22 protein-coding genes are annotated in these 25575 nt (G+C 66.5%); 10 read left to right on the top strand and 12 right to left on the bottom strand.

Features of this window, described 5'->3' with window-relative positions; all coding sequences use genetic code 11:
• Position 1: 1 nt before the first annotated feature.
• The 6 genes from N8888_RS07700 to cmk all read right to left on the bottom strand — a co-directional run bounded on the left by N8888_RS07700 (position 2) and on the right by cmk (position 5489).
• Entirely contained in the window at positions 2 to 991 is a 990-nt protein-coding gene (locus N8888_RS07700; protein WP_053517733.1) for an MraY family glycosyltransferase, read from the bottom strand.
• A 3-nt stretch (positions 992 to 994) separates the two neighbouring features.
• Complete coding sequence (gene lapB / locus N8888_RS07695; RefSeq protein WP_053517734.1) at positions 995 to 2173, bottom strand: lipopolysaccharide assembly protein LapB; 1179 nt, start codon at positions 2171 to 2173, stop codon at positions 995 to 997.
• A 6-nt stretch (positions 2174 to 2179) separates the two neighbouring features.
• A complete protein-coding gene (locus N8888_RS07690) occupies positions 2180 to 2464 on the bottom strand; it encodes a lipopolysaccharide assembly protein LapA domain-containing protein (protein ID WP_111185656.1) in 285 nt (94 codons plus the stop codon).
• 77 nt (positions 2465 to 2541) lie between these two features.
• Entirely contained in the window at positions 2542 to 2847 is a 306-nt protein-coding gene (locus N8888_RS07685) for an integration host factor subunit beta (RefSeq protein WP_053517737.1), read from the bottom strand.
• Positions 2848 to 2932: 85 nt separating this feature from the next.
• Positions 2933 to 4612 carry a 30S ribosomal protein S1 gene (gene rpsA, locus N8888_RS07680; RefSeq protein WP_053517739.1) on the bottom strand — a complete coding sequence of 560 codons (1680 nt, stop codon included), beginning with the start codon at positions 4610 to 4612 and terminating at the stop codon, positions 2933 to 2935.
• Positions 4613 to 4811: 199 nt separating this feature from the next.
• A complete protein-coding gene (gene cmk, locus N8888_RS07675) occupies positions 4812 to 5489 on the bottom strand; it encodes a (d)CMP kinase (protein WP_053517740.1) in 678 nt (225 codons plus the stop codon).
• A gap of 197 nt (positions 5490 to 5686) precedes the next feature.
• Between cmk and ykgO the strand changes: the two genes are divergently transcribed.
• The 6 genes from ykgO (at position 5687) to N8888_RS07645 (ending at position 10186) form a co-directional block, all read left to right on the top strand.
• Complete coding sequence (ykgO, locus tag N8888_RS07670) at positions 5687 to 5812, top strand: type B 50S ribosomal protein L36 (protein WP_005409283.1); 126 nt, start codon at positions 5687 to 5689, stop codon at positions 5810 to 5812.
• A 146-nt stretch (positions 5813 to 5958) separates the two neighbouring features.
• Positions 5959 to 6288: a hypothetical protein gene (locus tag N8888_RS07665; RefSeq protein WP_053517741.1), complete on the top strand. Its 330-nt coding sequence runs from the start codon at positions 5959 to 5961 to the stop codon at positions 6286 to 6288.
• Positions 6289 to 6327: 39 nt separating this feature from the next.
• Positions 6328 to 7365, top strand: coding sequence for an agmatine deiminase family protein (locus N8888_RS07660; RefSeq protein WP_180877199.1), 1038 nt, complete (start codon positions 6328 to 6330; stop codon positions 7363 to 7365).
• Between the two features lie 164 nt (positions 7366 to 7529).
• Positions 7530 to 8417 carry a carbon-nitrogen hydrolase gene (locus N8888_RS07655; RefSeq protein ID WP_053517744.1) on the top strand — a complete coding sequence of 296 codons (888 nt, stop codon included), beginning with the start codon at positions 7530 to 7532 and terminating at the stop codon, positions 8415 to 8417.
• Between the two features lie 13 nt (positions 8418 to 8430).
• Positions 8431 to 8961 carry a GNAT family N-acetyltransferase gene (locus tag N8888_RS07650; RefSeq protein ID WP_111185650.1) on the top strand — a complete coding sequence of 177 codons (531 nt, stop codon included), beginning with the start codon at positions 8431 to 8433 and terminating at the stop codon, positions 8959 to 8961.
• Positions 8962 to 8965: 4 nt separating this feature from the next.
• On the top strand, positions 8966 to 10186 hold the full coding sequence (locus tag N8888_RS07645) for a TraB/GumN family protein (RefSeq protein WP_263177941.1): 1221 nt from the start codon (positions 8966 to 8968) through the stop codon (positions 10184 to 10186).
• Between the two features lie 156 nt (positions 10187 to 10342).
• Here the strand turns inward: N8888_RS07645 and N8888_RS07640 are convergent, their stop codons facing one another.
• Genes N8888_RS07640 through N8888_RS07630 form a run of 3 tightly spaced genes read right to left on the bottom strand, consistent with a single transcriptional unit; the run spans position 10343 to position 18080 of the window.
• Complete coding sequence (locus N8888_RS07640) at positions 10343 to 13420, bottom strand: efflux RND transporter permease subunit (protein WP_263177940.1); 3078 nt, start codon at positions 13418 to 13420, stop codon at positions 10343 to 10345.
• Entirely contained in the window at positions 13417 to 16878 is a 3462-nt protein-coding gene (locus N8888_RS07635) for an efflux RND transporter permease subunit (RefSeq protein ID WP_253118852.1), read from the bottom strand. Before N8888_RS07635 ends, N8888_RS07640 begins: the two co-directional genes overlap by 4 nt.
• A gap of 56 nt (positions 16879 to 16934) precedes the next feature.
• Positions 16935 to 18080 carry an efflux RND transporter periplasmic adaptor subunit gene (locus N8888_RS07630; protein ID WP_262101279.1) on the bottom strand — a complete coding sequence of 382 codons (1146 nt, stop codon included), beginning with the start codon at positions 18078 to 18080 and terminating at the stop codon, positions 16935 to 16937.
• A gap of 205 nt (positions 18081 to 18285) precedes the next feature.
• Here N8888_RS07630 and N8888_RS07625 point away from each other — a divergent pair, with 205 nt between their 5' ends.
• Positions 18286 to 18678 (top strand): c-type cytochrome, encoded by a 393-nt coding sequence (locus N8888_RS07625; RefSeq protein WP_053517750.1) that lies wholly within the window; start codon positions 18286 to 18288, stop codon positions 18676 to 18678.
• A gap of 9 nt (positions 18679 to 18687) precedes the next feature.
• Positions 18688 to 19149 carry a c-type cytochrome gene (locus N8888_RS07620; RefSeq protein ID WP_053517751.1) on the top strand — a complete coding sequence of 154 codons (462 nt, stop codon included), beginning with the start codon at positions 18688 to 18690 and terminating at the stop codon, positions 19147 to 19149.
• 128 nt (positions 19150 to 19277) lie between these two features.
• On the opposite strand, the gene N8888_RS07615 is transcribed toward N8888_RS07620, so the two are convergent.
• Both N8888_RS07615 and N8888_RS07610 read right to left on the bottom strand, forming a co-directional pair.
• On the bottom strand, positions 19278 to 21158 hold the full coding sequence (locus N8888_RS07615) for an ATP-binding cassette domain-containing protein (protein WP_263177939.1): 1881 nt from the start codon (positions 21156 to 21158) through the stop codon (positions 19278 to 19280).
• Positions 21159 to 21209: 51 nt separating this feature from the next.
• Positions 21210 to 22085, bottom strand: coding sequence for a LysR family transcriptional regulator (locus N8888_RS07610; RefSeq protein WP_065181327.1), 876 nt, complete (start codon positions 22083 to 22085; stop codon positions 21210 to 21212).
• A 101-nt stretch (positions 22086 to 22186) separates the two neighbouring features.
• On the opposite strand from N8888_RS07610, the gene N8888_RS07605 reads away from it, so the two are divergent.
• Positions 22187 to 23266, top strand: a complete 1080-nt coding sequence (locus N8888_RS07605; RefSeq protein WP_263177938.1) for a YeiH family protein — start codon at positions 22187 to 22189, stop codon at positions 23264 to 23266.
• A 69-nt stretch (positions 23267 to 23335) separates the two neighbouring features.
• Positions 23336 to 24712: an ATP-dependent RNA helicase DbpA gene (gene dbpA / locus N8888_RS07600; protein WP_263177937.1), complete on the top strand. Its 1377-nt coding sequence runs from the start codon at positions 23336 to 23338 to the stop codon at positions 24710 to 24712.
• An 80-nt stretch (positions 24713 to 24792) separates the two neighbouring features.
• Here dbpA and N8888_RS07595 read toward each other — a convergent pair whose 3' ends face one another.
• Positions 24793 to 25332 carry an adenine phosphoribosyltransferase gene (locus N8888_RS07595; protein WP_053517758.1) on the bottom strand — a complete coding sequence of 180 codons (540 nt, stop codon included), beginning with the start codon at positions 25330 to 25332 and terminating at the stop codon, positions 24793 to 24795.
• Positions 25333 to 25575: the final 243 nt, after the last annotated feature.

Here is a 25575-nt window from a genome sequence, read left to right as displayed (position 1 = left end):
TTCAAGGAGTTCCTTGTCGGTGGCGCATTCCATTGCGCAGGAGGAGCCACAGCATGCTCAGCGTGATGAACCAAGCAATTGCCACGACAGCCTCCCACCTCGGCTGCAGATTCGAACTGACATTGAACACTGTAATGCTGAATAGGCCCAAAACAAAGTACATCCCTGTCACCAGGGCGTGGCTGGCTCCTGCCTGCACAGCGCGCTGATAGACGTGCTGGGTGTGGGGTTCCATCCAGCGTTGTCCGGAAATGATGCGCGCCAGCAGTGTGAAGCCCGCGTCCACGAGGAACGGTGACAGCGGCACCAGCAGGAGGATCCAGTTGATGTCCGTGCGCAGGCTGGCCACGGCCACGACGGCCGCCACCGCGTAGCCCAGCGCTCCGCTGCCGACATCCCCGAGGAAGATGCGTGCGCGCGGAAAGTTGAAGGGCAGGAAACCCACGCAGGCCAGCCCGAGGGCGATGGCCAGCAATGACCACGGCCAGGGCAGCACCGGAGCGAACCCCAGCGCGACCACGATGGCCTGGCTGCTGGCAATGCCGTTGATGCCATCCATGAAGTTCCAGATGTTGATCAACGAGGCGGTGAAGAACAGCACCAGCAGGGCCAGCAGCCAGCTGCCGCCGTGGATCTTCACCAGCCCGGCCAGCAGGCCCGCAGCAATGAAATGAACAAGCAGCCTGCGCATGGCCGGCAGCGGGCGATGGTCGTCCCACCAGCCGATGCCCGCGACCAGCAGCAGGCCGGCAGCGGCGACCAGCAGGCTCGGCATGGCCTGCGGCCACGCCCACATGGCCACGGCTGCGGTGGCCAGCAGGCTGATGACAATGGCGATGCCGCCGCCGCGTGGCGTGGCGACGCTATGGCTGCGGCGTTCCCCGGGGTGGTCCATCAGCTGCCGGCGCAGCGCGTAGCCGCGCGCCGCCCAGGTCAGGGCGGCGCTCAGCAGGGCCAACGCCAGCAGCGCGCCCATCACGAGCCAGGGCATGATTCAGAGCACCGCGTAGTTCAGCAGCGGCTTGACCGTACCCCATTCCTTGCAGCTCGGGCACTGCCAGTGGTGGGTGCGCGCGCCGAAGCCGCAGCGTGTGCAGCGGTACGCCGGATTGCGCACCAGCAGCTGGTCGGTGATGTGCTTGAGATCGTGCAGGGTGGCGGTGGAATCGGCACCTTCGGCGAGGGTCAGGTCGATCAACGCCGATTCGCCGCGCACCGAAGGGCGGTCCTTGAGCTGGCGGCCCAGATAGGCGCGCGCAGGGGCGACACCTTCCTGTTCCTCCATCAGCCGGGTCAGCGCCAGCACCGGCGCGATACCGCGGTAGTGCTCGGTCATTTCCGAAAGGAAGGCGCGGGCGCCGCCCAGGTCGCCGACCTTGCGGTAGTTCTGCATCAGCGCTGGCAGCAGTTCCGGCAGATACTCCGGGTCATTGCGCGCAGCACGCTCGAAGGCTCGCACCGCCGCTTCGGGATTGCCGGCATCGCTCTCCAGGCGTCCTTCGATGATGCCGGCGCGCACCGACATCGCATCGGCCTGGTAGGCACGGGCAATGGCCGCCCTCGCCTCTTCCAGCTTGCCGGCGCCACGGAAGCGTTCGGCCAGCTCGCACTCGAACTGCCCGATCAGCTTGCCCATCGGCTCGCCGGTGACGTCCTCGAAGCGGGTGGCGTTGTCGATCGCCTTCTCCCAGTCGCGCTCGGCCTGGTAGATCCCGATCAGATGCTTGAGCGCCTGCGGCGCACGCTGGTCCAGCTGGGCCAGCTCGGTGAACACGGTCTCGGCGCGATCCAGCAGGCCGGACTTCATGTAGTCCTCGCCCAGCGCCAGCAGCGCCTGCACGCGCTGCGCATCGCTCAGATCGTTGCGGTTGACCAGGCCCTGGTGCAGGCGGATGGCGCGGTCCACTTCGCCGCGGCGACGGAACAGATGGCCCAGCGCGACCTGGGTCTCGAAGGTTTCCTTGTCGAGCTCGGCGATGTGCAGGAACAGCTCGATGGCCTTGTCCGGCTGCTCGTTGAGCAGGTAGTTCAGGCCACGGAAGTAGGTGCTGGACAGTCGGCTGACCTGGTTGTCACCATGGCGCTGACCGCCACGCCGTCCGATCACCCAGCCGGCCAGGGCGGCCAGCGGCACGAACAGAAAAAACCAGAACCACTCGGTGACGAAATCCATCTTCGATCAACGTCCGTCAAAAGATTGGGGGGAAGCGGCCGGTGCCGGCGACGCGGCAGCGGACTTGTTGGCGCGGCGCAGCTGGCTGTAGAGCGGAACGACCACGCTCACCAGCACCAGGCCGGCGCCGACCACCACGCCCACCAGCAGGGCGGCGATCAATGCCACGCCGACGGAGGTATGCAGTTCGGTGAACAGCAGGTTGATCGACATCGCGGTCATGTTGACCGCACCGATGATCAATCCAAGGATCAGCACCGCCAGCAGGACCAGCAGACGAAAGACCTTCATGCGACAGCTCCAGGGGCGGGAGACCGTAGCTTATCCGACTCGCGGCTGGATTCGCACGCGGTGGCGCGACGGGACGCTCAGGCGGGATCGGCGTCCAGCGGCAGCACGCTGCTGACCCGCTCGCGCAGTTCCTTGCCCGGCTTGAAATGGGGAACGTGCTTGCCCGGCAGGGCAACCGATTCGCCGGTCTTGGGGTTGCGACCCAGGCGCGGCGGGCGGTAGTGCAGCGAGAAGCTGCCAAAACCGCGGATTTCGATGCGATCCCCGACAGAGAGGGAACCGCCCATCATTTCCAGCAACGACTTCACCGCCAGATCGACATCATCGGCCTTCAGGTGCGCCTGACGGCGCGCAAGGATTTCGATCAGTTCGGATTTGGTCATCACCGGCTCACATCAGGGGCATTTCAGCCTGAAACGGCCCGGGCAGTGCCCGGGCCGTCCAGGAAACAACGAACAACGGGCCCGATTACTCGGACTTGCTACCGTTCAGCTGGGCACGCAGCAGCGCGCCGAGCTGGGTGGTGCCACCCGAAGCGGACTGGTATTCCTCCAGCACTTCGCGCATTTCCGCGTCGTCCTTGGCCTTGATCGACAGCTGCAGGGTACGGCCCTTGCGGTCCATGCCCACGAACTTGGCTTCGACCTTGTCGCCGACCTTCAGGTGCTGGGTGGCGTCGTCAACGCGCTCGTTGGCGATGTCGCGAGCCGAAACGTAGCCTTCGATGCCGTCGGCCAGTTCGATCACGGCGCCCTTGGCGTCGACTTCCTTCACCACGCCTTCGACCTTGGAGCCCTTCGGATTGGCCGCCATGTACTGGCCGAACGGATCCTGCTCCAGCTGCTTCACGCCCAGGGAGATGCGCTCGCGCTCCGGGTCGACGGCCAGGACGACGGCGTCCAGGGTATCGCCCTTCTTGAAGTTGCGAACGACGTCTTCGCCGGTGGTGTTCCAGCTGATGTCGGACAGGTGGACCAGACCATCGATGCCACCGTCCAGGCCGATGAAGATGCCGAAGTCGGTGATCGACTTGATCTGGCCGGACACCTTGTCACCCTTCTTGTGGGTGGCAGCGAAGGTTTCCCACGGATTGGCGGCAACCTGCTTCATGCCCAGCGAGATGCGGCGACGCTCTTCATCGACGTCCAGCACCATCACTTCGACTTCGTCACCGACCTGCACGACCTTGGACGGGTTGACGTTCTTGTTGGTCCAATCCATCTCGGAGACGTGCACCAGGCCTTCGACGCCCGGCTCGATCTCGACGAACGCGCCGTAATCGGTGACGTTGGAGACCTTGCCGAAGACGCGGCTGTTGGCCGGGTAACGACGGGCGATGTTGTCCCACGGATCTTCGCCCAGCTGCTTCAGGCCCAGCGAAACGCGGTTGCGCTCGCGGTCGAACTTCAGCACGCGCACGTCCAGCTCGTCGCCGACGTTCACGACTTCGGACGGATGGCGCACGCGCTTCCATGCCATGTCGGTGATGTGCAGCAGGCCGTCGATACCGCCCAGGTCCACGAACGCGCCGTAGTCGGTCAGGTTCTTGACGACACCCTTCAGGATCGCGCCTTCCTGCAGCTTGTCCATCAGCTGCTCGCGCTCTTCCGAGTGCTCGCTTTCGACGACAGCGCGGCGCGAGACCACGACGTTGTTACGCTTGCGGTCCAGCTTGATGAGCTTGAATTCCAGCTCCTTGCCTTCCAGGTAGGCCGGATCGCGCACCGGGCGCACATCGACCAGGGAACCCGGCAGGAAGGCGCGGACATCCTTGATGTCCACGGTGAAACCACCCTTGACCTTGCCACTGATGCGGCCGGTGATGGTTTCGTTCTTTTCCAACGCTTCTTCCAGCTCGTCCCACACCATCGCGCGCTTGGCCTTCTCGCGCGACAGGACGGTTTCGCCGAAGCCGTTCTCGATGGAGTCGAGGGCGACCTTGACGATATCGCCTTCGGCGACATCGATCTCGCCAGCGTCGTTACGGAACTGTTCGATCGGCACGATGCCTTCGGACTTCAGGCCAGCGTTGATCACCACGACGTCGCCGCGGACTTCAACAACGGTACCGCTGACGATGGCGCCCGGCTTCAGCTTGGCCAGATTGGCCTGGCTGGCTTCAAACAGTTCGGCAAATGATTCGGTCATTAGATTTACTCTGTTGGACACATGGGTCGGTGGCGTCCCTTCGGGGATGGGCGACCGCCCGCCTGTTGGTCGACCCCGGAAAAGCAGGTCGTGTGTGAAGTAGGAAAACCGCCACGCATCATTGCGCGACGGAGCTTGTACAGCACTGCTATTGCGCGACCACTACCGATGCGGCTGGCAGTGCTCCCGCGCGAACGGATCAGGCAGCCGGAACCGGAAGCAGATCCATCACTCGGGCAACGACATCTGCGATGCCGATGCCTGTGGTGTCGATGAGGACGGCATCGTCTGCCGGCTTCAGGGGCGCCACGGTACGCTGAGCATCACGGGCGTCGCGGGCCATGATCTCGCGCAGGAGGTCATCAAAGTTAACAGAAACCCCCTTGTCTTTCAACTGCTTATGCCGGCGCTCGGCGCGCTCTTCGGCACTGGCGGTCAGGAACACCTTGTAGGGGGCATCCGGGAAGATCACCGTACCCATGTCGCGACCGTCCGCGACCAGGCCCGGCAGCTCCCTGAATGCGCGCTGCCGCTCCTTCAGGGCCGCCCGGACTTCGGGAATGGCCGCGATGGCCGACGCCAGCGCGCCGGTGGTCTCCAGCCGCAGTTCGTCGGTGGCATCGCTGCCATTGACCAGGACCCGCATCGCGTCACCCTGTTCAACAAACTGAACATGGGTATCGAACGTGCACCGCACCAGTGCCGAGGCGTCGGAGGTATCGATGTCGGCCCAGCTGGCGGCCACGCCCACCGCCCGGTACAGGGCGCCTGAATCCAGGTAATGCCAGCCCATCCGGCGCGCCACGATGCGGCTGATGGTACCCTTGCCGGCCCCTGATGGGCCGTCGATGGTCAGGACGGGAGCGAGTGGATTCATGGGGGTCCCAGTACGTGTGAAGGGGGCATTCTAGCCCCTGCCAGACACCCCGCGACGGATCTTTTGTGCAACCACTTGAAACCATGAGGAAAAGCCCGGTAGAATGGCGGGCTTGAACGAGCGTCAACTGCCGATTGTCTTTCGCATATCGCGGCCACGCTCCACCCGAACAACTACTGTTTACGCCGAGGTATGCCATGAAAGTCCTGTCCTCCCTGAAGTCGGCGAAGGCCCGTCACCGTGACTGCAAGGTCGTCCGTCGCCGTGGCAAGATCTTCGTGATCTGCAAGTCGAACCCGCGTTTCAAGGCGCGTCAGCGCTGAGCCCAACAGCCTTCGTGGCTGCGGCTGGTCCCGCGCGGGACCGACCCGATGCAAAAAGCCGCCTTCGGGCGGTTTTTTGTTTATGCGGCTTTTTTCTGCCGATTTTGCTGTAATCGCCTTTCTTGACCACTGGGGAGTAGATCGAGATGAAGCGTTACCTGTCCACCCTGGCCGTGCTGGCCACTCTGGCTGCCGCCACGCCGGCCCTGGCCGACACTCTGCTTGTCGACCGCGCCCGCGAGAAGCCGGCCGGCGCCCTGCCCCTTCGTGGCCAGTCCATGCAGCAGGTGCAGAGCCAGTTCGGTGCGCCCAGCGAGCAGCTGCAGCCGCGCGGCGGGCAGAAGCGGCAATGGCCGACCATCAACCGCTGGGTGTACCCACAGTTCACTGTCTACTTCGAGAAGCAGAAGGTGATCGACGTGGTGGCCAACCAGGCGGACCCGAACGAAATCGGCCCGAAACCGCCGATCCGTTGACCCCTTTACCCGCCCCGGGCGGGCCTGTGTAGCGAGACCATGAACCAGACCCTTCGTTTTCCTGCCGAGTGGGAAGCCCAGAGCGGCGTCCTGATTGCCTGGCCCACCGCCGATACCGACTGGGCCGACCGCCTGGGACAGGTGGAGGAAACCTATATCGCACTGGTTGCAGCGATCACCCGCTTCCAGCCGGTGCTGATCTGCGTGGCCGATGACGATGTGGAGACCTATGCCGAAATGCGGCTGCGCTCCAACCGCATCGACATGGACAGGGTGCACTTCACCACGGCGGCCTACGACGACACCTGGCTGCGCGACTCGGGCCCGATCACCCTGCGCCGTGCCGACGGCGGTTTCCAGCTGCTGGACTTCCGCTTCACCGGCTGGGGCGGCAAGTTCGATGCCACCCTCGACGATCAGCTGGTGGGCGCGCTCGACCAGGCCGGCGTTTTCAACGACGCGCCGGTGCGCAGCATCCCGTTCGCGCTGGAAGGCGGCGCCATCGAAACCGACGGTGAAGGTACCCTGCTGACCACCTGGAAGTGCCTGCACGAACGCCACCCGGATCGTGACCGCGCCAGCCTGAGCACCGACCTCGCCGACTGGCTGCAGCAGGAGCGCGTGCTGTGGCTCGACCACGGCTACCTGGAAGGCGACGATACCGATGCCCACATCGATACCCTCGCCCGCTTCGCCTCGGCGGACAGCATCGTCTACCAGGCCTGCGACGACGAGAACGACTCGCACTACGCCGAGCTGCAGGCGATGGGCAGGGAACTGGCTGCGCTGCGCACCCGTGACGGTCAGCCATACCGCCTGTTCCCGCTGCCGTGGGCACAGCCGGTGATCGACGAAGGCCGCCGCCTGGCGGCCTCGTACGCCAACTACCTGATCGTCAACGGCGCGGTGCTGATGCCGGCGTACGGTGATCCGGCCGACGATCTGGCCCGCGACGTGCTGGCCAAGGCCCATCCGGGCCGCGAGATCGTCCAGGTGCCCTGCCGCTCGCTGATCTGGCAGAACGGCAGCCTGCACTGCATCACCATGCAGCTGCCGGAAGGCCTGCTGAAGGCGTAGCACGATGCGGTAGCGCCGGGCCACGCCCGGCGAGCACAGCGGCATTCGGTTCGTACGCCGGGCATGGCCCGGCGATACCGGCTGCGTGCACCTGTTCAGCGGCCGACACGCTGCGGCATCGCATACGCGCTAACATGCGGGTTTTCCCCCGCAGGAACACCCGCATGAACTCGCGCAGCCCGCTTACCGTCGCCCTGATCCAGGAGCGCAACCACGGCGATGCCGCCGCCAATCTGGCGGTGATCGAGGCACGCGTGGCCGAAGCGGCAGCGCAGGGCGCCAAGCTGGTGCTGCTGCAGGAACTGCACAACGGCCCCTACTTCTGCCAGCACGAGTCGGTTGACGAGTTCGATCTGGCCGAACCGATCCCGGGCCCGAGCACCGAGCGCCTGGGTGCGCTGGCGAAGAAGCATGGCGTGGTGCTGGTCGGTTCGCTGTTCGAGCGCCGCGCCGCCGGCCTGTACCACAACACCGCGGTGGTGTTCGAGAAGGACGGCACCCTGCTCGGCAAGTACCGCAAGATGCACATCCCGGACGATCCGGGCTTCTACGAGAAGTTCTACTTCACCCCGGGCGACATCGGCTTCACCCCGATCGACACCTCGGTGGGCCGCCTGGGCGTGCTGGTGTGCTGGGACCAGTGGTATCCGGAGGCGGCGCGCCTGATGGCGCTGGCCGGCGCCGAGCTGCTGCTGTACCCGACTGCGATCGGCTGGGACCCGGACGACGTGCAGGACGAGAAGACCCGCCAGCGCGATGCCTGGGTACTGAGCCACCGTGGCCATGCCGTCGCCAACGGCCTGCCGGTGCTGAGCTGCAACCGCGTCGGCCATGAGGCCTCGCCGCTGGGCGCGTCGGGCATCCAGTTCTGGGGCAACAGCCACGTGCTCGGCCCGCAGGGCGAGTTCCTGGCCGAAGCCGGCACCGATGCCGCTGTGCTGGTATGCGACGTCGACCTGCAGCGCAGCGAGCACGTGCGCCGCATCTGGCCGTTCCTGCGCGATCGCCGCATCGATGCCTACGGCGATCTGCTCAAGCGCTACATCGACTGAACCGGAGCCGCGCATGGCCGTCCTCATCCGTGATGCCGGCCCGGCCGACATCGCCGCGATCACCGCGATCTACGCGGTCGAAGTGACCGACTTCGTCAACACGTACGAGTACGACATACCGGACCCGGCCGAGATGCTGCGCCGCATGCGCGACATCATCGACCGCGGTTTTCCCTATCTGGTCGCCGAGATCGACGGCCAGGTCGCCGGCTACGCCTACGCCAACACCTACCGCACGCGCATTGCCTACCAGTGGACCGTGGAGAACTCGGTCTATGTCGATGCACGGTTCCAGGGCCAGGGCGTCGGCACCGGCCTGTTGCAGGCGCTGATCGACGCATGCGTCGCACGTGGCTTCCGGCAGATGGTGGCGGTGATCGGCGAACCGACCAATACCGCTTCGATCAGGCTGCACGAGCGTTTCGGCTTCGAGCTGGTCGGCGTGTTCCGCGGCCTCGGCCGCAAGCACGGCCGCTGGCTGGACACCGTGCAGATGCAACGCGCGCTCGGCGACGGCGCCGACACCGCACCTTCCAATGAATGACTCCATGACAGAAATCCTTCCCGAGACCGGCGACGATCTGTTCGCCGGCCAGCCGGTGCGCGTCGTTGAACGCGACGGCGTGCGCTACACCCTTCTGGGCACCGCCCACGTTTCCCACGCCAGCGTCGAGGCGGTGGAGAAAGCAATCAACAGCGGCCGCTTCGATGCCGTCGCGGTCGAACTGGACCCCCAGCGCCTGCAGGCCCTGAGCGATCCGGACACGTTGGCCAAGCTGGACCTGGTCGAGGTGATCCGCAAGGGTCGAGTTGCCCTGTTCGCCGCCAACCTGGCGCTTTCCGCCTACCAGCGTCGTCTGGCCGAACAGCTCGGCATCGAGCCGGGTGCGGAACTGAAGCGCGCCGTCGAACTGGGGCGTGAGCGCGGCCTGCCCGTCCACCTGATCGACCGCGAGGTGGGCCTGACCTTCCGCCGCGCCTCGCAGCGGCTGGGCTTCTTCGGCAAGCTGAAGCTGGTTGCGGGCCTGGGCGCCGGCCTGTTCTCATCGGAAGAGGTGGGCGAAAACGAAATCGAGAAGCTCAAGCAGGGCGACATGCTGGAGTCGAGCTTCGGCGAGTTCGCGACCGAGAATCCCGCGCTGTACGAAACCATCATCGGTGAGCGCGACCGCTACATGGCCACGCGCCTGCGCGAAGAACACGACCCGCGGCAGCGCGAAGTGCTGGCGGTGGTCGGCGCCGGCCATCTGGCAGGCCTGGCGCGATACCTCGAAACGGATACCGATGCACCGGCACCGTTGCGCGCCAAACTCGAAGCCGTGCCGAAGAAGCGCAACATCCCGTGGTTCACGCTGGGCATCCTTGCCATCGTCATCACCGGCATCGCCGTCGGCTTCTACCGCGGAGGCCTGGGCGTGGGCACCGAACTGCTGGCCACGTGGGCGATGTACACCGGCGGCCTGGCCGGCCTCGGCTGTCTGCTGGCCGGCAGTCACCCGCTGAGCATTCTCACGGCGATCGTGGTCGCCCCGTTCAAGCCGTTCCGGCTCAGCATTCCCACCGGCGCGTTCTCGGCGCTGGTCGAGGCACGCCTGCGCAAGCCGGCGTACCAGGATTTCCTGCAGCTGCGCGACGATGCACAGTCGTTGAAGGGCTGGTACCGCAATCGGGTCACCCGCGTGGTGCTGACGTTCATGCTGACCAATCTCGGCAGCATGCTCGGCCTGTGGCTGACCGGCTTCCAGGTGTGGGGCAAGGTCGCAGGTTGATTGCAACGCCCCGCCGGGCATGGCCCGGCGATACCGTGTGGCGGTGATGGTAGCGCCGGGCCATGCCCGGCGAAAAAAAAGGGAGGCCGCCCCACTACGACCGGCCTCCCCACACCACAACACGTTGTCGTTCCCCGTAGTCGGACAAGCTCGACGCTAGGCGGCCGTTGCCGCCACCTTTTCCAGGCCGCGCGCGCGGCGGATCAGCCGCGTCACGGCATTGCGCAGGTCGTCCAGCACCGCGTAGATCGTCGGCAGGAACAGCAGGCTGACCACGGTCGAGAACGCCAGTCCACCGGCGATGGCACGGGCCATCGGCGCGTACTCCGGGCCGTCGCCGAACATCTGCGTGTTGGTCAGCGAAATCGGCACCATCGCCAGGATCGCCGTTCCCATGGTCATCATGATCGGGCGCAGGCGCTCGCGTGAACCCTCCACCAGCGCCTGGGTACGCCCCATGCCGCTGCGCCGGAGGTTGTTGATGTGCTCGATCATCACGATGCCGTTGTTCACCACCACGCCCATCAGCACCAGGATGCCGATGAAGGACATGATTCCGAACGAGGTGCCGGTGATCCAGAACAGCCAGAACACGCCGAAGATCGAGAACAGCACGCCGCTCATGATCGCCGCCGGGAACAGCAGCGATTCGAACACCGCCGCCATCACCACGTAGATCATCACCAGCGCGATGAGCAGGTTGAACACCATCTGCTGCATCGCCTCGTCATCGTTGCCATAGTCGCCGCCATCGAAGGTGTAGCCATAGCCGGCCGGGAAGCTCATCGGCTTGAGTACGGCCTCGATCGCCTTGCGTCCGTCCGGTGCGGTGACCTTCTCGGCCAGGTTGGCCTTGATCGTCAGCGTGGTCTGCCGGTTGGTGCGGCCGATCTGGGTGGCGGACGAACCGACATCGACGCTGACCAGACTCAGCAGCGGCACGCTGCGGCCGTCGCCGGTACGCACGCTGAAGCCGGCCAGGTCCTCCGGACTGCTCTGCTCGGCCCCGGCGAAGCGCACCCAGACCGGCACCTCGTTGTCGCCTCGCCGGAACTCACGCATCGGTGCACCGCGCAATGCCAGGCCGACAAAGCTGGCCACCTGCTCGGCGTTGAAGCCGAAGGCGGCGGCACGCTCGCGATCGACGCGCACCTTGAGTTCACCGCCCTTCTCGCCATTGTCGATGCGCACGTCGCGCAGCTCCGCACGCTGGGCCAGCAGGGGCAGCACTTCCTGGCCGATTTCCTGCAGCATGCTGCTGGAATCGCCGATCAACTGCACCTGCACGCCCTGGTTGCCGCCACCACCATCACCGCCCTGGTTGCCGACGAAGTAGTCGGTACGCGCGGACTTCGGCAGGCCCTTGCGCAGCTCCTCCTGCAGTGACTTGATGTCCTTGGCGTACTTCTCGTCCAGGGTGACGACCGTCGAGCTGCCTTCCTGCTCGCTGTACCAGGAGTACACCTGCTTGACGTGCAGGCGCTCACGGTTCTCGTCGATCCAGTTCTCCACCCGAGCCACTTCCTCGGACATCTGCCGGTAGGTGTAGGCACCCTTCCACATGTAGCCGATGAAGATGTCCTTGCCACCTTCACCACCGAACATGTCCACCTTGGTCAGTTTCATCGGCACCAGGCTGACGGCCACCACCAGCACGATGCCCAGCAGGCTCCAGCCACGATGGTGCAGCGACCAGTCCAGCACCTGCGCGTAGCGCCGCTGCAGGCGCGCGATCAGGCCGGTCTGCGAGTGCACGAGCTTGGGCGTGGCCATGCGCGCGGACAGCATCGGAATCAGGCTGACCGCCACCAGCCAAGACGCCAGCAGCGATACCGAAATGGTGATCGCGATCTGTGCCATGAAGATGCTGATGTTGTTGGTCTCGCCGAACAGGTTCGGCACGAACACGATGCAATGGCACAGGGTGCCGGCGCTGAGCGCGATGGCGACGTTGCGGGTGCCGATGATCGAGGCCAGCCGTGGCTGTCCCGGCATGCGCTCGCGCTCCTGGTAGATGCTCTCCACCACCACCACGGCGTTGTCCACCAGCATGCCCACCGCCAGCAGCAGGCCCATCATGGTCAGGATGTTCAGCGTCACCCCGACGAAGTACATGAAGCCCAGGGTGATGGTGAAGCAGATCGGGATGGCCAGCGTCACCATCAGCGTGGACGGCCAGTGGCGCAGGAAGAAGAACAGCACCGTCACCGACAGGATCAGGCCCACCGCACCGGCTTCGGCGAGCTCCAGCAGCGAGGAGGTCACCGCCTTGCCCTGGTTGTCGATGACCTTGATCTGCACATCGCGCATCGAGGCCTGTGCGCGGATCGCTTCAACTTCGGCCAGCGCCGCGCGCGAGACGTCGACCAGATTGGCGCTGCGCTCCTTGAAGATATCCAGGCCCACTGCCGGGTTGCCATCCAGGCGGCGGCCATAGTTCATCCGCGCCGGCTTCAGCCGCACATCGGCGATGTCACCCAGCCGCAGGCCCTTGGCGTTGATCACCAGATCGCGCAGTTCCTGCAGGTCGGTGATCTCGCCGACCGGTTGCACGCGCACACGCTGGCCGTTGTCATCGATCTGCCCGGCCGAGATCGAAAAGTTCAGCGTGCGCAACCGTTCGCTCAGCTCGTTGATGCTCAGCCCGTGCGCGTTGAGCCGGTTGGGATCGATCGCGATCTCGACTTCATTCGGCGGTGCACCGGTGATGTCCACGCGCGCAACGCCCGGAATGCGCTCGATGCGCCGCTTGAACTCGCGGTCGAGCATGTCATAGGCGGTCGTCAGGTCGGTGGTGCTGGCCAGGCGCACCTTCAGCACCGGCTGGTCGCTGCTGGACCACTTGAACACGTTGTAGCGCTGCAGGTCGTCAGGCAGGTCGCTGCGGATCGCATCGATACGTTCGCGCGCGTCCGAAGCGGCGATGGCGATGTCACGGTCCCAGTCGCTGAACTCGATGAAGATCAGCGCCGCTTCGGACGTGGCCGAGGAGCGCATGCGCTTGATCCCGGTCATCGTTGCCAATGACTCTTCCACCGGCCGGATGATGGTCCGCTCCACTTCTTCCGGTGTCGAGCCCGTGTACGGAATCTGCACGAACAGGAACGGCGCGGAGATGTCCGGCAGAGCCTCCAGTGGCAGCCGGAATGAAGCGATCAGGCCGATCACCACCAGCGATACGAAGCACATGATGGTGGTGACCGGACGGCGGATGGAGAACTCGGCGACACTCATGCCGGCTCCTCGCCGCCGACGCGGCCACCTTCTGCGATTCGCAATCCGTCGCCGGCGTGCTTGCGGCCGCGTTCGCGGTAGTAGGCGTCGCCGCGGCGATCCATCAGGTCGTAGACCACCGGGATCACCAGCAGGGTCAGCAGGGTGGAGACCAGCAGGCCGCCGATCACGGTGATCGCCATCGGCGCACGTACTTCAGCGCCCTCGCCCATCGCCACCGCCAGTGGCAGGAAGCCGAACAGCGTGCACAGGGTGGTCATGATGATCGGACGCAGGCGCGAGCGCGCGCCTTCCACCAGCGCCTCGTGCTTGGCCACGCCGGCCTCGCGCAGCTGATTGACCTTGTCGATCAGGATGATCGCGTTCTTGGTGACCAGTCCCACCAGCAGGATCAGGCCGATGAACACCACCACCGAGATCGGCTTGCCGGTCAGCATCAGCGCCAGGATCGCGCCGACCAGCGCCAGCGGGATGGTGAACAGGATCACGAACGGATGCAGCAGCGATTCGAACTGCGACGCCATCACCAGATAGACCAGGAAGATCGCCAGTCCGAAGGCGAAGATCAGCGACGTTGCCGCCTGCGCCAGTTCCTCGCCCTGGCCGCCGATATGCAGGCCGACGCCCGCACCAAGCGGCTGTTCGGCGACCATCTGCTGCACTTCGCGCATGGCCGCGCCCAGATCGATGTCACGCAGGTTGGCCGAGACCACCGCGACGCGGGTCTGATCGGCACGGTGGATCTCGCTCGGACCGGTGGTGGCCACCACGTCGGCCACGGCGTCCAGGGTGACCGGACGGGTACTGCCCGGGTTGACGATCAAGCGGCGGATGCTCTCCACGCTGGCCCGGTCGCCTTCCTGTGCCCGTACCAGCACGTCGATCTTGCGGTCGCGGAAGCTGTAGCGGGTGGCCACATCGCCGCGCACCTTCTTCACCACGACGTCGGCGATCTGGCGGGTGGTCAGGCCCAGTGCACCGGCGCGCTCCTGGTCGAAGCGGATCTGGATCTCCGGGAAGCCCTCTTCCACCGTCGACTTCACGTCGGCGTAGTGGGCATTGCCGCGCAGCAGGGCAGCCAGCCGCTGGCCGGCCTGCTCCAGCGTGGCCATGTCCTGACCACGCAGTTCGATTTCCAGCGGCGTGGAGAAACTGAACAGTGCCGGCCGCGCGAAGTCGACCTGCGCGCCGGGGTGCCCGGCCATGGTGCCACGCAGGCGCTCGGTGATGGCCGCTTCGGTGCGCGCATCCCCACCGCCTTCCATCACCACGGTCAGCTTGCCGATGTTCTCGCCGCTCTCTGTCGGGCTTGCGTCCAACCGGGTACCGCTGCCACTGACGCCGTACAGCGAGGCCACGCCCTCGCCCTTGCCGTGCGCCAGCTGCAGTTCGCGGACCAGTGCATCGGTCTGCTTCAACGGCGTGCCGGCCGGCAGCTTGACGGTCATCTCGAAGCGGTCCTGCGCCAGCTGCGGGATGAGGTCGGCGCCCAGCATCGGCACCAGCGCCATGGTGGCTGCAAACGCCAGCGCGGCCAGGCCCAGCACCTTGCCGGGGTGCGCCAGCGCGCTCGGCAACAGCCGCAGGTAGCCACGTTCGGCCCCCGCATAGGGCTTCATCGCGATATCGCTGGCCTTGCGCATGACCGGGCCGATCACGGCGGCAACGCCGCGGCAGGCACGCACCACCAGCCAGGCCAGCGCATAGAAGGTCCAGCGCACCGCAGCGACGAAGCCACGACGGCCGGCTGCAACGGGCTTCTGCCAGCGACGCTCCGGCTGCCACGCCTCGCTGGCGGGCTCTTCGGGGAACGCCAGCGGCGGCCGCCCCTTCAGCGAACTGAGCATCGGAATCAGTGTCATCGATACCAGCAGCGAAATGGCGATGGCGATCGCCACGGTCAGCGCCTGGTCGCGGAACAGCTGGCCGGCGATACCGTCGACGAACACCAGCGGCAGGAACACCGCGATGGTGGTCAGGGTGGAGGCGACCACCGCCATGCTCACCTCGCGGGTGCCTTCGATCGCGGCCTGCAGGATGCCCAGCCCCCGCTCGCGCGCCTTGGCGATGCTCTCCAGCACCACGATCGAATCGTCCACCACCAGGCCCGTTGCCAGCGCCAGGCCACCCAGCGACATGACATTCAGGCTGAGACCCAGCTGGCCCATGAAGAAGAACGTGGCGATGATCGACACCGGCAGCGACAGGCTGATGACGAACGTGCTCCAGCCATCGCGGAGGAACAGGAAGATGATCAGGATCGCCAGCAGGCCGCCGATCACCGCATCCTTCTTGACGTCGCTGATCGCATGCTCGATGAAGCGCGACTGGTCCTCGATGGTGGTCAGTTCGGCATCGCCGGGGAACGTGCCCTTGATCTGCTCCAGGCGCTTGCGCAGCGCTTCTGCAGTGGCGACTGTGTTGGCGTCGCCTTCCTTGTAGATCGCCAGCTCGACCGATTCCTTGCCGCCCAGGCGGATGATCGCTTCACGCTCCTTGTAGCCCTGGCGCACGGTGGCCACGTCCTTCAACCGGACAGGAACGCCATTGGCAACCACGCTGGAGCCACCGCCGGACGATGCGCTCTGTGCGGCCGAGGCTGCGGCGATGGCCGCAGCGGAACCGGTGGAGGCGGCAATGTTGAACATCTGCTGCAGCGCGGAGTCCGCCGCACTGCCATTGGACGCCTGGGTGGTGACCAGCAGGTTGCGGATCTCCTCCAGGTCGGCGAACTGGTTGACGGTACGCACCAGGAAGCGCTGCGAGCCCTCTTCCAGCCGACCGCCGGAGATGTTGATGTTCTCGTCCTTCAGGCGCTTGATGACGGTATCGATCGGCAGATTCAGCTGCGCGAGCTTCTGCTGGTCGATGTCGACCTGGATCTCGTCCTCCAGGCCGCCGCCGACCTTGACCGCCGCCACGCCGGTGACCGGTTCCAGCTTCTTCTTCAGATCCTCGTCGGCGTAGCGGCGCAGGATGGTCAGCTCGCGGATGGCGTCGGCATCGCTGGACGGCGCCGCCTTGCTGGACAGCACCAGGCGCATGATCGGCTCGGTGGACGGATTGAAGCGCAGCAGCACCGGGGCTTTCGCCTCCAGCGGCAGGTTCAGCGCTTCCATCTTGTCGCGCACCTCCAGGCTGGCCTGGTCCATGTTGGTGCCCCAGGCGAACTCCAGCACCACATCGCTCTGGCCGGTGCGCGAGACCGACTTCAGCTTGCGCAGGTTCTTGACCACGCCCACGGCTTCTTCCACCGGCTGGGTGATCAGGGTTTCGATCTCGGTCGGTGCCGCACCGGTGTATTCGGTGCGTACCGTCAGCGTCGGGTAGCTCAGGTCCGGCAGCAGGTTGACCTTGAGACTGCCCAGCGCAATCAGGCCGAACAGCAGCAGGGTGACCGTGCACATGGCAATGGTGACGCGGCGGCGGGTAGCGAACTCCACCAGGCCGCCGCGCATGCCGGCGGCGGCGCTTTCGCCGTGGGGCGAAGCACCGTGGTCGTGGTCAGGATGGCTCATTGCCGGCTCCCGGCCTTGTCTGCCGGCCTGGCCGAGGCCGTCGCCGTCTTCGCCTTCGGATCAGCGATCACCTGCACGGCGGTGCCGTCGCGCAGCGCGACCTTGCCCGCGGTGACCACCTGGTCTCCGGCCGCCAGGCCATCACGGATCTCCACCCATGGCCCCTCGGCGTAACCCAGCTTGACCGGAACGCGTGCGACCTTGCCGTCGCGCACCCGGAACACCGCCGGCTCACCATCGTCGAGCAGCGCCAGGCGCGGCACGACCAGGGCGTCGGCACGCTGGTCGTAATCGATGCGGATCCGGCCGAACATGCCCGGCTGCAGGGAATGGGCAGTGCCGTCGAAGGCACTGACAACACGGAACGTGCCGCTGCCCGAATCCACCACCGGTGCGATGCGGTCAACGATGCCGGTGAAGCTCTGGCCCGGCAGTGCATCCGCCGACAGGGTCACCGGCTGGCCGGCACGCAGCGTTGCCAGCTCGCGTTCGGGAACGTTGAGGGTGGCTTCCAGGCGCGAGTTGTCGACGATGCGGAAGATCGGCGTGTTGATCTGCACGAAGTTGCCGGTCTTGATCGAGCGCGAGGCGATCACGCCGGAGATCGGTGCGACCACCGTGGTGTACGACAGCTCCAGCGTGGCCAGGCGATACTGCGCGCGCACGTTTTCCAGATCGAAGCGCAGCTGGTCGACGTCGGCGGCACTGACCATCTGCTGGCCGACCAGCTTCTGTGCGCGCTGGTAGTTGTTCTCGAGCTTGCGCATCTGTGCCTCGCTCTGGGCAACCGCCAGGCGTGCGCGGTCCGGATCGAGCCGTACCAGCGGCTGCCCTGCGCTGACCCGCTGACCTTCCTCGACCAGCACCGCCAGCGCCACGCCAGAGGTCTTGGCAACCACCTGCGACTCGGCGCGCGGCTCCAGCGCGGCGGTGCCGGTGTAGCTGGCCGCCACCGCGCGGCGGCTGGCCACCGCGACCTCGACCGGCACGGACTCGACTTTTTTCTCATCCTTGGTTTCGGCGGCCTTGGCCTCGCTGTTGGGGCCCGCGGCGCAACCGCCCAGCATCAGCGTGGTGGAGATCAGCAGGGCGGCGGCGCAGAGTCCGCTGCGGCGGCCATGCAGGAAGATTGGGTGCGACATCGTCAGGTCCCTGGAGGATGCGTGGGCAGGTGTGGTAGCAAAGTAATGCACCACTTCACGGCAACACCATATCCCAAAGGTCATGGTGTCTTCACGCCGCTGGTCGGCCCACCCCCATTTCAGCTAGATGAAACCTGAGGCTATACTCGGGTCGTTCCGTACCCCACGCCGGAACGACCAGACCCGAATCCCCGGAAACGACATCATGCGCCCGCAGCCGCTCGCCGCTTGTCTCGCTCTGGCCGTCCTCCTGCCCCTCGGGGCCGCCGCACAGCCCGCTCCAGCTACCACGACCGCAGCACCCGCCCCAGCCCCGGCACCCGCCGCTGCTGCCGCCGCCGCACCTGCCGGCAATTACGACAATGGCCGGGTGCTGGCCTACACCTGCCAAGGGTGCCATGGCATCACCGGTTACAAGAACGCCTACCCGAGTTACCGGGTACCGAAGATCGGTGGCCAGACCCAGCAGTACCTGACCCAGGCCCTGACCGAGTACCGCCAGGGCAAGCGCCGGCATCCGACGATGCAGGCCCAGTCGATGAGTTTCAGCGAACAGGAGATCGCCGATCTCTCTGTTTACCTGTCCACCGTCAAGTAAGGCCCGCCCATGTCGAAAGCCGCGCATCCACTGCGTCATGCCATCGCCCTGTCCGTCGCCCTGCTGCTGGCGGCCTGCTCGCAGTCACAGGTGGAGAACAGCGAGAAATCCGCCGCCGATCCGGGCCACGCCAGCGGCGAGCACGGCTCTTCATCGTCGGCAGGCCTGCCCACCGGCCGTGAGGCTGCCGGCGAAGCCCGGGCCAAGGTGAAGGGCAAGGCCACCAACCAGAGCTGCATCGATTGCCATGGTGCCGACGGCAACGCCCCGATCGATCCGACCTACCCGAAACTGGGTGGGCAGTACGGTGATTACCTCGCGCATGCGCTGCAGGCCTACCGTTCCGGCGACCGCCAGCACGCGTTGATGACGCCGCAGGCGACGGACCTGAGCGATCAGGACATCGCCGACCTGGCGGCGTACTTCGGCAGCCGGCCAAGCCAGCTGCGGGATCTGCACGGGGTCAAATAGGATCAGGGCGCCGTGGCGCCCCGCATCCGTAGCGTCGGGCCATGCCCGGCGGAACGCCAGAAGCCCGCGCTGTGCGCTCGCGGGGCATGGCCCCGCGCTACCCTTGCACCGTCAGCGTCGGTCAACGATCAGCCTTCCAGCTCTTCCCAGCGCGCGTACGCGGCGTCCAGTTCGGCCTGCACCTTGGCCAGCTGCTGCGTGTGTGCCGTCACCTCGGCGCTGCTGCGGGTGTAGAACGAGGGATCATTCATCGCTGAGGTGAGGCCTTCGACGTCACCTTCCAGCCTCTCGATCGTCTTCGGCAGCTGCTCCAGTTCGCGCGCTTCCTTGTAGCTGAGCTTGCGCTTGGCCGCGGCAGGTTCCGCGGCAGCCACAGGCGCAGCCGCTGCCGTCGGCCTGGCAGCGGCGGGCACTGCTGCCGCTGCGGTACTGGCCGCGTAGCGCTGCCAGTCGGTATAGCCTCCAACGTACTCGCCGATCACGCCGTCGCCCTCCATCACCAGCGTGGACGTCACCACGTTGTCGATGAAATCACGATCGTGGCTGACCAGCAGCAGCGTGCCGGTGTACTCGCCAAGCAGCTCTTCCAGCAGCTCAAGCGTTTCCACGTCCAGGTCGTTGGTGGGTTCGTCCATCACCAGCAGGTTGGACGGCTGCGCGAACAGCTTGGCCAGCAGCAGGCGGTTGCGCTCCCCACCGGACAGCCGGGTGATCGGCGCGCGCGCGCGCTCGGGCGTGAACATGAAGTCCTGCAGATAGGCATGCACGTGCTTCCGCTTTCCGTTGAACTCGAGGAAATCACGGCCTTCGGCCACGTTCTCGATGGCGCTCCAGTCTTCGCGCAACACGGCACGATACTGGTCGAAATAGGCCACCTGCAGGTTGGTGCCGGCGTTGACCTCGCCCTTCTGCGGCTGCAGTTCACCCAGCAGCAGCTTCAACAGGGTGGTCTTGCCGCTGCCGTTGGGGCCGATCAGGCCGATCCGGTCGCCGCGCAGGATGGTGGTGGTGAAGTCGCGGACCATGGTGCGGTCGCCGAACGCGAACGAAATGTCCTTGACGTCGATGACCTTCTTGCCGGAGCTCACGCCCTGTGCCGCTTCCATCCGGACATTGCCGCTCAGCTCGCGTCGCTGCGACCGTTCGGTGCGCATCGCTTTCAGCCGGCGCACGCGACCTTCATCGCGGGTGCGGCGCGCCTTGATGCCCTGCCGGATCCACACTTCTTCCTGTGCCAGCAGCTTGTCGAAGCGCGCGTTCTCCTGCGCCTGCGCGTTGAGGCGCTCTTCGCGGCGGCGTTCGTAGTTGGCCCAGTCGCCGGGCCAGCTGGTGACCTGGCCGCGATCGATCTCGACGATGCGGGTGGCCAGCGCACGCAGGAAGCGGCGGTCATGGGTGACGAACACCACGCTGCCGCTCCAGCCCTTCAGGAATGCTTCCAGCCAGTCGATGGCTTCGATGTCCAGGTGGTTGGTCGGCTCGTCCAGCAGCAGCAGGTCCGGGCTGGAGACCAGCGCGCGGCCCAACAGGACGCGGCGCTTCATGCCACCGGACAGGCGCGCGAACTCCGCATCGCCATCCAGGTCGAGCTTGGTCAGTGTCTCGGCCACGCGCTGGTCCAGACCCCAGCCATTGGCCGCGTCGATCTTGGCCTGCACCCGGCCGAGCGCATCGCCGTCGAACTCGTCGGCATGGCTGAGGTGGTGGAACTCGGCCAGCCACTGGCCCAGCTCACCCAGGCCATCGGCCACCACGTCGAACACCGAGCCGGCCGCGCCGTGCGGCACTTCCTGTTCCAGGCGGGTCACACGGACGCCCTGCTGGACGCGTACTTCGCCATCATCGGGCTTGTGGTCGCCGGACAGCAGCTTGAGCAGGGTGGATTTGCCGGCGCCGTTGCGGCCGATCAGGGCGATGCGTTCACCCGGCTCGATCGACAGTTCGGCTTTTTCCAGCAACAACGGGCCGCCGACGCTGAAGTCGACGTTCTGCAGAGTAATCAGAGGCATCCGGATATTGTACGGGTTGGGGGCGCCGGCCGGGCTGCTCCCGGAGATCGATCAGCCCACCTCCCCCAGCAACGCCTGCAGACCCGGCAACCATTGCTTGCCGGGGTGGCGCACCAGCCACAGCGTGCGCTGCAGCGCGGGTAGCGGGGTATCCAGCACACGCAGGCGACCCAGTGCCAGCGGCTCCTCCAATGCGTGACGTGACAGGCAGGCCACGCCGAGGCCGGCGATCGCGGCTTGCTTGATCGCCTCGGTATTGCCCAGCTGCAGGGTCTGCGCGAAGCCGCGCAGATGCGGCAGAAGCGCCTGCTCCACGGCCTCGCGGGTGCCGGACCCGGGTTCGCGCAGCAGCCAGCGCGCCGCGCGCAGATCCTCCAGCGACCAGCGCGCCGCCGCGTCGGCGGCGGCAACGATCACCAGCGGATCCTGCTGCCACGCGGTCACCTGCAAACCCCGCTCGTGGCATGGCCCCTCGATCAGGCCGGCATCCACATCCAGCCGCTGGACGGCGGCGACCACGCCGGCGCTGTTGTCGATGCGCAGATCGACTTCCGCCTGTGGCGCCTGCCGCAACAGGTCGGCGATGCGCGCCGGCAGCAGGTAGTTGCCGATGGTGGTGCTGGCCGCCAGCACCAGCCGCAACGGTGCCCCCTGCGCGGGGTCCCCGCCGGCAGCGAGCTGGCGCTCGAGATCAACGGCATTGACCAGCAGCGCGCGGGCCGGTTCCAGCAGCGCGCGACCATGGCCGTTCAGCACCAGGCGGCGACCGACACGGTCGAACAGGGGCGTGCCGAAGTGCGCCTCCAGCTCCTGCAGGGCGGCACTGCTGGCCGACTGCGAGAGCGCGATGGCCTGGCCGGCCGCGGAGGTACTTCCGTGGTCGGCAATGGCGACGAAGACCTGGAGCTGGCGCAGAGTCAGGCGCATGGCCTTTACCTATAAAGCAGGTAGATTCTACTTATATTATTCGTTTTACAGGTCATTGGCGCAGGCGCACGCTTTTCATCGTTCCCCACACCGGTCCCGCGATGAGCACCTCCGCCCCCTCCACCTGGTCCCTGCCCGTTCTGCGGCAGCGCTGGCAGCCGCGCCTGCCCGGGCTGCTGCTGGCGGGCCTGCTCGCTGCGGCATCGCTTCATCTGGCGGACCTGCCATGGCTGCAGGCGCATGGCCTGAGCGCGCTGACCGTGGCGATCGTCGCCGGTATCGCGGTCGGCAATACCCTCTACCCGCGGCTGGCGCCGCGCAGCGCGGCAGGCATCGGCTTCGCCAAGCACTGGCTGCTGCGTGCCGGCATTGTGCTGTATGGCCTGCGCCTGACGTTCCAGGACATCGGCCATGTCGGCATCGCCGGCGTGCTGATGGACGTGCTGGTGGTCGCCAGCACATTTGGCCTGGCCTGTTGGCTGGGCACGCGCGTGTTCAGGATGGAGCGTGAGGCGGCGATGCTGATCGGCGCCGGCAGTGCCATCTGTGGCGCGGCGGCAGTGATGGCGGCCGAGCCGGTGGTGCGTGGTCGTGCGGCACAGGTAACGGTGGCGGTATCGACCGTGGTGGTGTTCGGTACGCTTGCCATGTTCCTGTATCCGGCGCTGTATGCGTTGCTGCAGTCGCACGGCTGGCTGGCGATGGACGCGCGGCAGTACGGCCTGTTCACCGGGGCGACCGTGCACGAAGTGGCGCAGGTGGTGGCTGCCGGCCGTGCCGTGGGTGAGGCGGCTGCCGATACCGCCGTCATCACCAAGATGGTCCGGGTGATGCTGCTTGCGCCCTTCCTGGTCGTGCTGTCGCTCTGGCTGTCACGCGGCAGCAGGGCAACGCCCGGGGGCAGCAAGGCCCGCATCGTTGTGCCGTGGTTCGCGTTCGGTTTCGTCGCCGTGGCCGGCATGAACTCGCTGCAGCTGCTGCCCGCCGGACTTCACGCAGCGCTGGTGCAGCTGGACACGGTGCTGCTGGCGATGGCGATGGCGGCGCTGGGCGTGACCACCCATGTCTCCGCGCTGCGCCAGGCGGGCCTGAAGCCGCTGGTGCTGGCGCTGCTCCTGTTCGCCTGGCTGCTGTTCGGTGGCCTGGCGATCCACCAGGGCGTGCTGGCGATGCTGCACTGAGCGCAGGTCTGCCGATACGGCCGCTGCCCCGGGAGACGGTGACGGCCGCGCGCGCAGGTACAATGCGCCATGACTGATTTCTCGACCCTGCCGCTGAGCCCGGCCCTGCAGCCCGGCCTGGATGCCCTCGGCTACACCACCCTGACCCCTGTGCAGGCCCAGAGCCTGCCCGCCATCCTCGATGGCCGCGACGTGATCGCGCAGGCTCCGACCGGCAGCGGCAAGACCGCTGCGTTTGGCCTGGGGCTGCTGCAGGCGATCGATCCGAGCCTGATCCGCGTGCAGGCGCTGGTGCTGTGCCCGACCCGCGAACTGGCCGACCAGGTCGGCAAGCAGATCCGCAAGCTGGCCACCGGCATCCCCAACCTGAAGTTGCTGCTGCTGGTCGGCGGCGTGCCGCTGGGACCGCAGCTGGCTTCGCTGGAAGGCCACGACCCGCACGTGGTGGTCGGCACCCCTGGCCGCGTGCAGGAGCTGGCACGCAAGCGCGCGCTGAATCTTGGCGCGGTGCGCACGCTGGTGCTGGACGAAGCCGATCGCATGCTCGACATGGGCTTTGAAGAGCCCATCCGCGAAATCGCCGGACGCACCCACAAGGACCGGCAGAGCCTGCTGTTCTCGGCCACCTTCCCCGACAGCATCCGTGCCATTGCACGTGATCTGCTGCGCGATGCCGTTGAAGTCACGGTGGAAGGCGCTGACCAGGCGCCGGCCATCCGCCACCTGTTCTGCGAGGTCGAGCCGGCCCATCGGCAGAAGGCGCTGGCCGGCCTGCTGCTCAAGTACACGCCCGAATCGGCGGTGGTGTTCTGCAATACCCGCAAGGACGTGGATGAGGTCGCCCATTCGCTGCAGCAGTTCGGCTTCTCGGCGCTGGCCCTGCACGGTGACATGGAGCAGCGTGACCGTGAGGAAGTGCTGCTGCTCCTGGCCAACCGCAGCTGCAACGTGCTGGTCGCCAGCGACGTCGCCGCGCGCGGTCTGGACGTGGAAGAGCTGGCGGCGGTGATCAACTACGAGCTGCCGACCGATGTCGAAAGCTACCAGCACCGCGTTGGACGTACCGGCCGTGCCGGCGCCAGCGGCCTGGCCATCAGCCTGGTGGCGGGCCGCGAAAAGACCCGCGCCGAAGCGATCGAAGCACAGATGGGGCGCTCGCTGGACTGGCAGAAAACGCCGCTGGCGACGTCACGCCCCGCCGAGTTGCCGCAGGCAGCGATGCGCACCCTGCGCATCGACGGTGGCAAGACAGACAAGCTGCGCCCGGGCGACATCCTCGGCGCCTTGACCGGCGACGCCGGCCTGTCGGGCAAGTTCATCGGCAAGATCGCGATCTTCCCGACCCGCTCCTACGTGGCGATCGCGCGCGAGCAGGCCAGCAACGCCGTGGCGAAACTGGAGGCCGGCAAGATCAAGGGCCGCCGCTTCCGCGTACGGATGATGTAAGGCCCAGCGACAGGTAGCGCCGGGCCATGCCCGGCGACAGTTCCAAAGCCGGTAGCGCCGGGCCATGCCCGGCGGCAGTCTCAGAACACCAGCTCGGTGTGCAGCGGCAGGTCCGCCTGCCAACGGGCGCGGCCACCCAGGCCATCCAGCTCGACCAGGACGCCAGCACCGACCACGTCCACGCCCAGCCGGCGCACCAGCGACAATGCGGCCACCAGCGTGCCGCCGGTCGCCAGCACGTCATCGATGATCGCCACGCGCGCGCCGGCCGCCAGCGCATCGGCATGCACTTCGATGCAGTCGCTGCGGTACTCCAGTGTGTATTCCTCGCGCAGCACCTGGCCGGGCAGCTTGCCCGGCTTGCGCACCGGCACGAAGCCGACGCCCAGTTCCAGTGCCATCGCGGCGCCCAGGATGAAACCGCGCGATTCGATACCCACCACCGCGTCCAGTTTCTGGTCGCGCCAGCGGTCGGCCATCGCGCGGATGGCATCACGGAAGTCCTCGCCGTGCGCGAGCAGCGGCATGATGTCCTTGAACAGGATGCCGGGCTTGGGGAAATCGGCGATGTCGCGCAGGCGCGAGGCCCACGCGGGGACGGCCACGGTGGCGTCGGTCATTGCAGCTACCAGCTTGTATGGCGGCATAGGGTAACCGGTTCGTCCGTACGCTGCCCGTTCCCGGCATCTTCGCGCCGCTGCGTTCCATCAATGGCGACACAGCATCACGCCAAAATCGCACACGCGTGCGATAATCGCCGTGATCGGTCATTCACCCGCCTTGCGTCATAAGCAGATCGACGCCTGCACGCCGTCACGGCCCGCAGCCGCCCTGGATGCCGTCGCCCCCCGCCACGCCTGGCG

The sequence above is a fragment of the Stenotrophomonas maltophilia genome (genome assembly GCF_025642255.1).
GTDB lineage: Bacteria > Pseudomonadota > Gammaproteobacteria > Xanthomonadales > Xanthomonadaceae > Stenotrophomonas > Stenotrophomonas maltophilia_P.
The sequence above is the reverse complement of the archived record's forward strand: the minus strand, read 5'-3'. Positions and strand labels throughout refer to the sequence as shown.

Coding starts and splice junctions, on each gene's coding strand:
- N8888_RS07615 (WP_263177939.1), bottom strand. CDS start 21,158: ATGCCTCTGATTACTCTGCAGAACGTCGACTTCAGCGTCGGCGGCCCG.
- N8888_RS07665 (WP_053517741.1), top strand. CDS start 5,959: ATGAAGCGTTACCTGTCCACCCTGGCCGTGCTGGCCACTCTGGCTGCC.
- dbpA (WP_263177937.1), top strand. CDS start 23,336: ATGACTGATTTCTCGACCCTGCCGCTGAGCCCGGCCCTGCAGCCCGGC.
- N8888_RS07700 (WP_053517733.1), bottom strand. CDS start 991: ATGCCCTGGCTCGTGATGGGCGCGCTGCTGGCGTTGGCCCTGCTGAGC.
- N8888_RS07645 (WP_263177941.1), top strand. CDS start 8,966: ATGACAGAAATCCTTCCCGAGACCGGCGACGATCTGTTCGCCGGCCAG.
- N8888_RS07605 (WP_263177938.1), top strand. CDS start 22,187: ATGAGCACCTCCGCCCCCTCCACCTGGTCCCTGCCCGTTCTGCGGCAG.
- rpsA (WP_053517739.1), bottom strand. CDS start 4,612: ATGACCGAATCATTTGCCGAACTGTTTGAAGCCAGCCAGGCCAATCTG.
- N8888_RS07595 (WP_053517758.1), bottom strand. CDS start 25,332: ATGACCGACGCCACCGTGGCCGTCCCCGCGTGGGCCTCGCGCCTGCGC.
- N8888_RS07610 (WP_065181327.1), bottom strand. CDS start 22,085: ATGCGCCTGACTCTGCGCCAGCTCCAGGTCTTCGTCGCCATTGCCGAC.
- N8888_RS07660 (WP_180877199.1), top strand. CDS start 6,328: ATGAACCAGACCCTTCGTTTTCCTGCCGAGTGGGAAGCCCAGAGCGGC.
- ykgO (WP_005409283.1), top strand. CDS start 5,687: ATGAAAGTCCTGTCCTCCCTGAAGTCGGCGAAGGCCCGTCACCGTGAC.
- N8888_RS07640 (WP_263177940.1), bottom strand. CDS start 13,420: ATGAGTGTCGCCGAGTTCTCCATCCGCCGTCCGGTCACCACCATCATG.
- cmk (WP_053517740.1), bottom strand. CDS start 5,489: ATGAATCCACTCGCTCCCGTCCTGACCATCGACGGCCCATCAGGGGCC.
- N8888_RS07635 (WP_253118852.1), bottom strand. CDS start 16,878: ATGCGCGGCGGCCTGGTGGAGTTCGCTACCCGCCGCCGCGTCACCATT.
- N8888_RS07650 (WP_111185650.1), top strand. CDS start 8,431: ATGGCCGTCCTCATCCGTGATGCCGGCCCGGCCGACATCGCCGCGATC.
- N8888_RS07655 (WP_053517744.1), top strand. CDS start 7,530: ATGAACTCGCGCAGCCCGCTTACCGTCGCCCTGATCCAGGAGCGCAAC.
- N8888_RS07625 (WP_053517750.1), top strand. CDS start 18,286: ATGCGCCCGCAGCCGCTCGCCGCTTGTCTCGCTCTGGCCGTCCTCCTG.
- N8888_RS07630 (WP_262101279.1), bottom strand. CDS start 18,080: ATGTCGCACCCAATCTTCCTGCATGGCCGCCGCAGCGGACTCTGCGCC.
- N8888_RS07685 (WP_053517737.1), bottom strand. CDS start 2,847: ATGACCAAATCCGAACTGATCGAAATCCTTGCGCGCCGTCAGGCGCAC.
- N8888_RS07620 (WP_053517751.1), top strand. CDS start 18,688: ATGTCGAAAGCCGCGCATCCACTGCGTCATGCCATCGCCCTGTCCGTC.
- N8888_RS07690 (WP_111185656.1), bottom strand. CDS start 2,464: ATGAAGGTCTTTCGTCTGCTGGTCCTGCTGGCGGTGCTGATCCTTGGA.
- lapB (WP_053517734.1), bottom strand. CDS start 2,173: ATGGATTTCGTCACCGAGTGGTTCTGGTTTTTTCTGTTCGTGCCGCTG.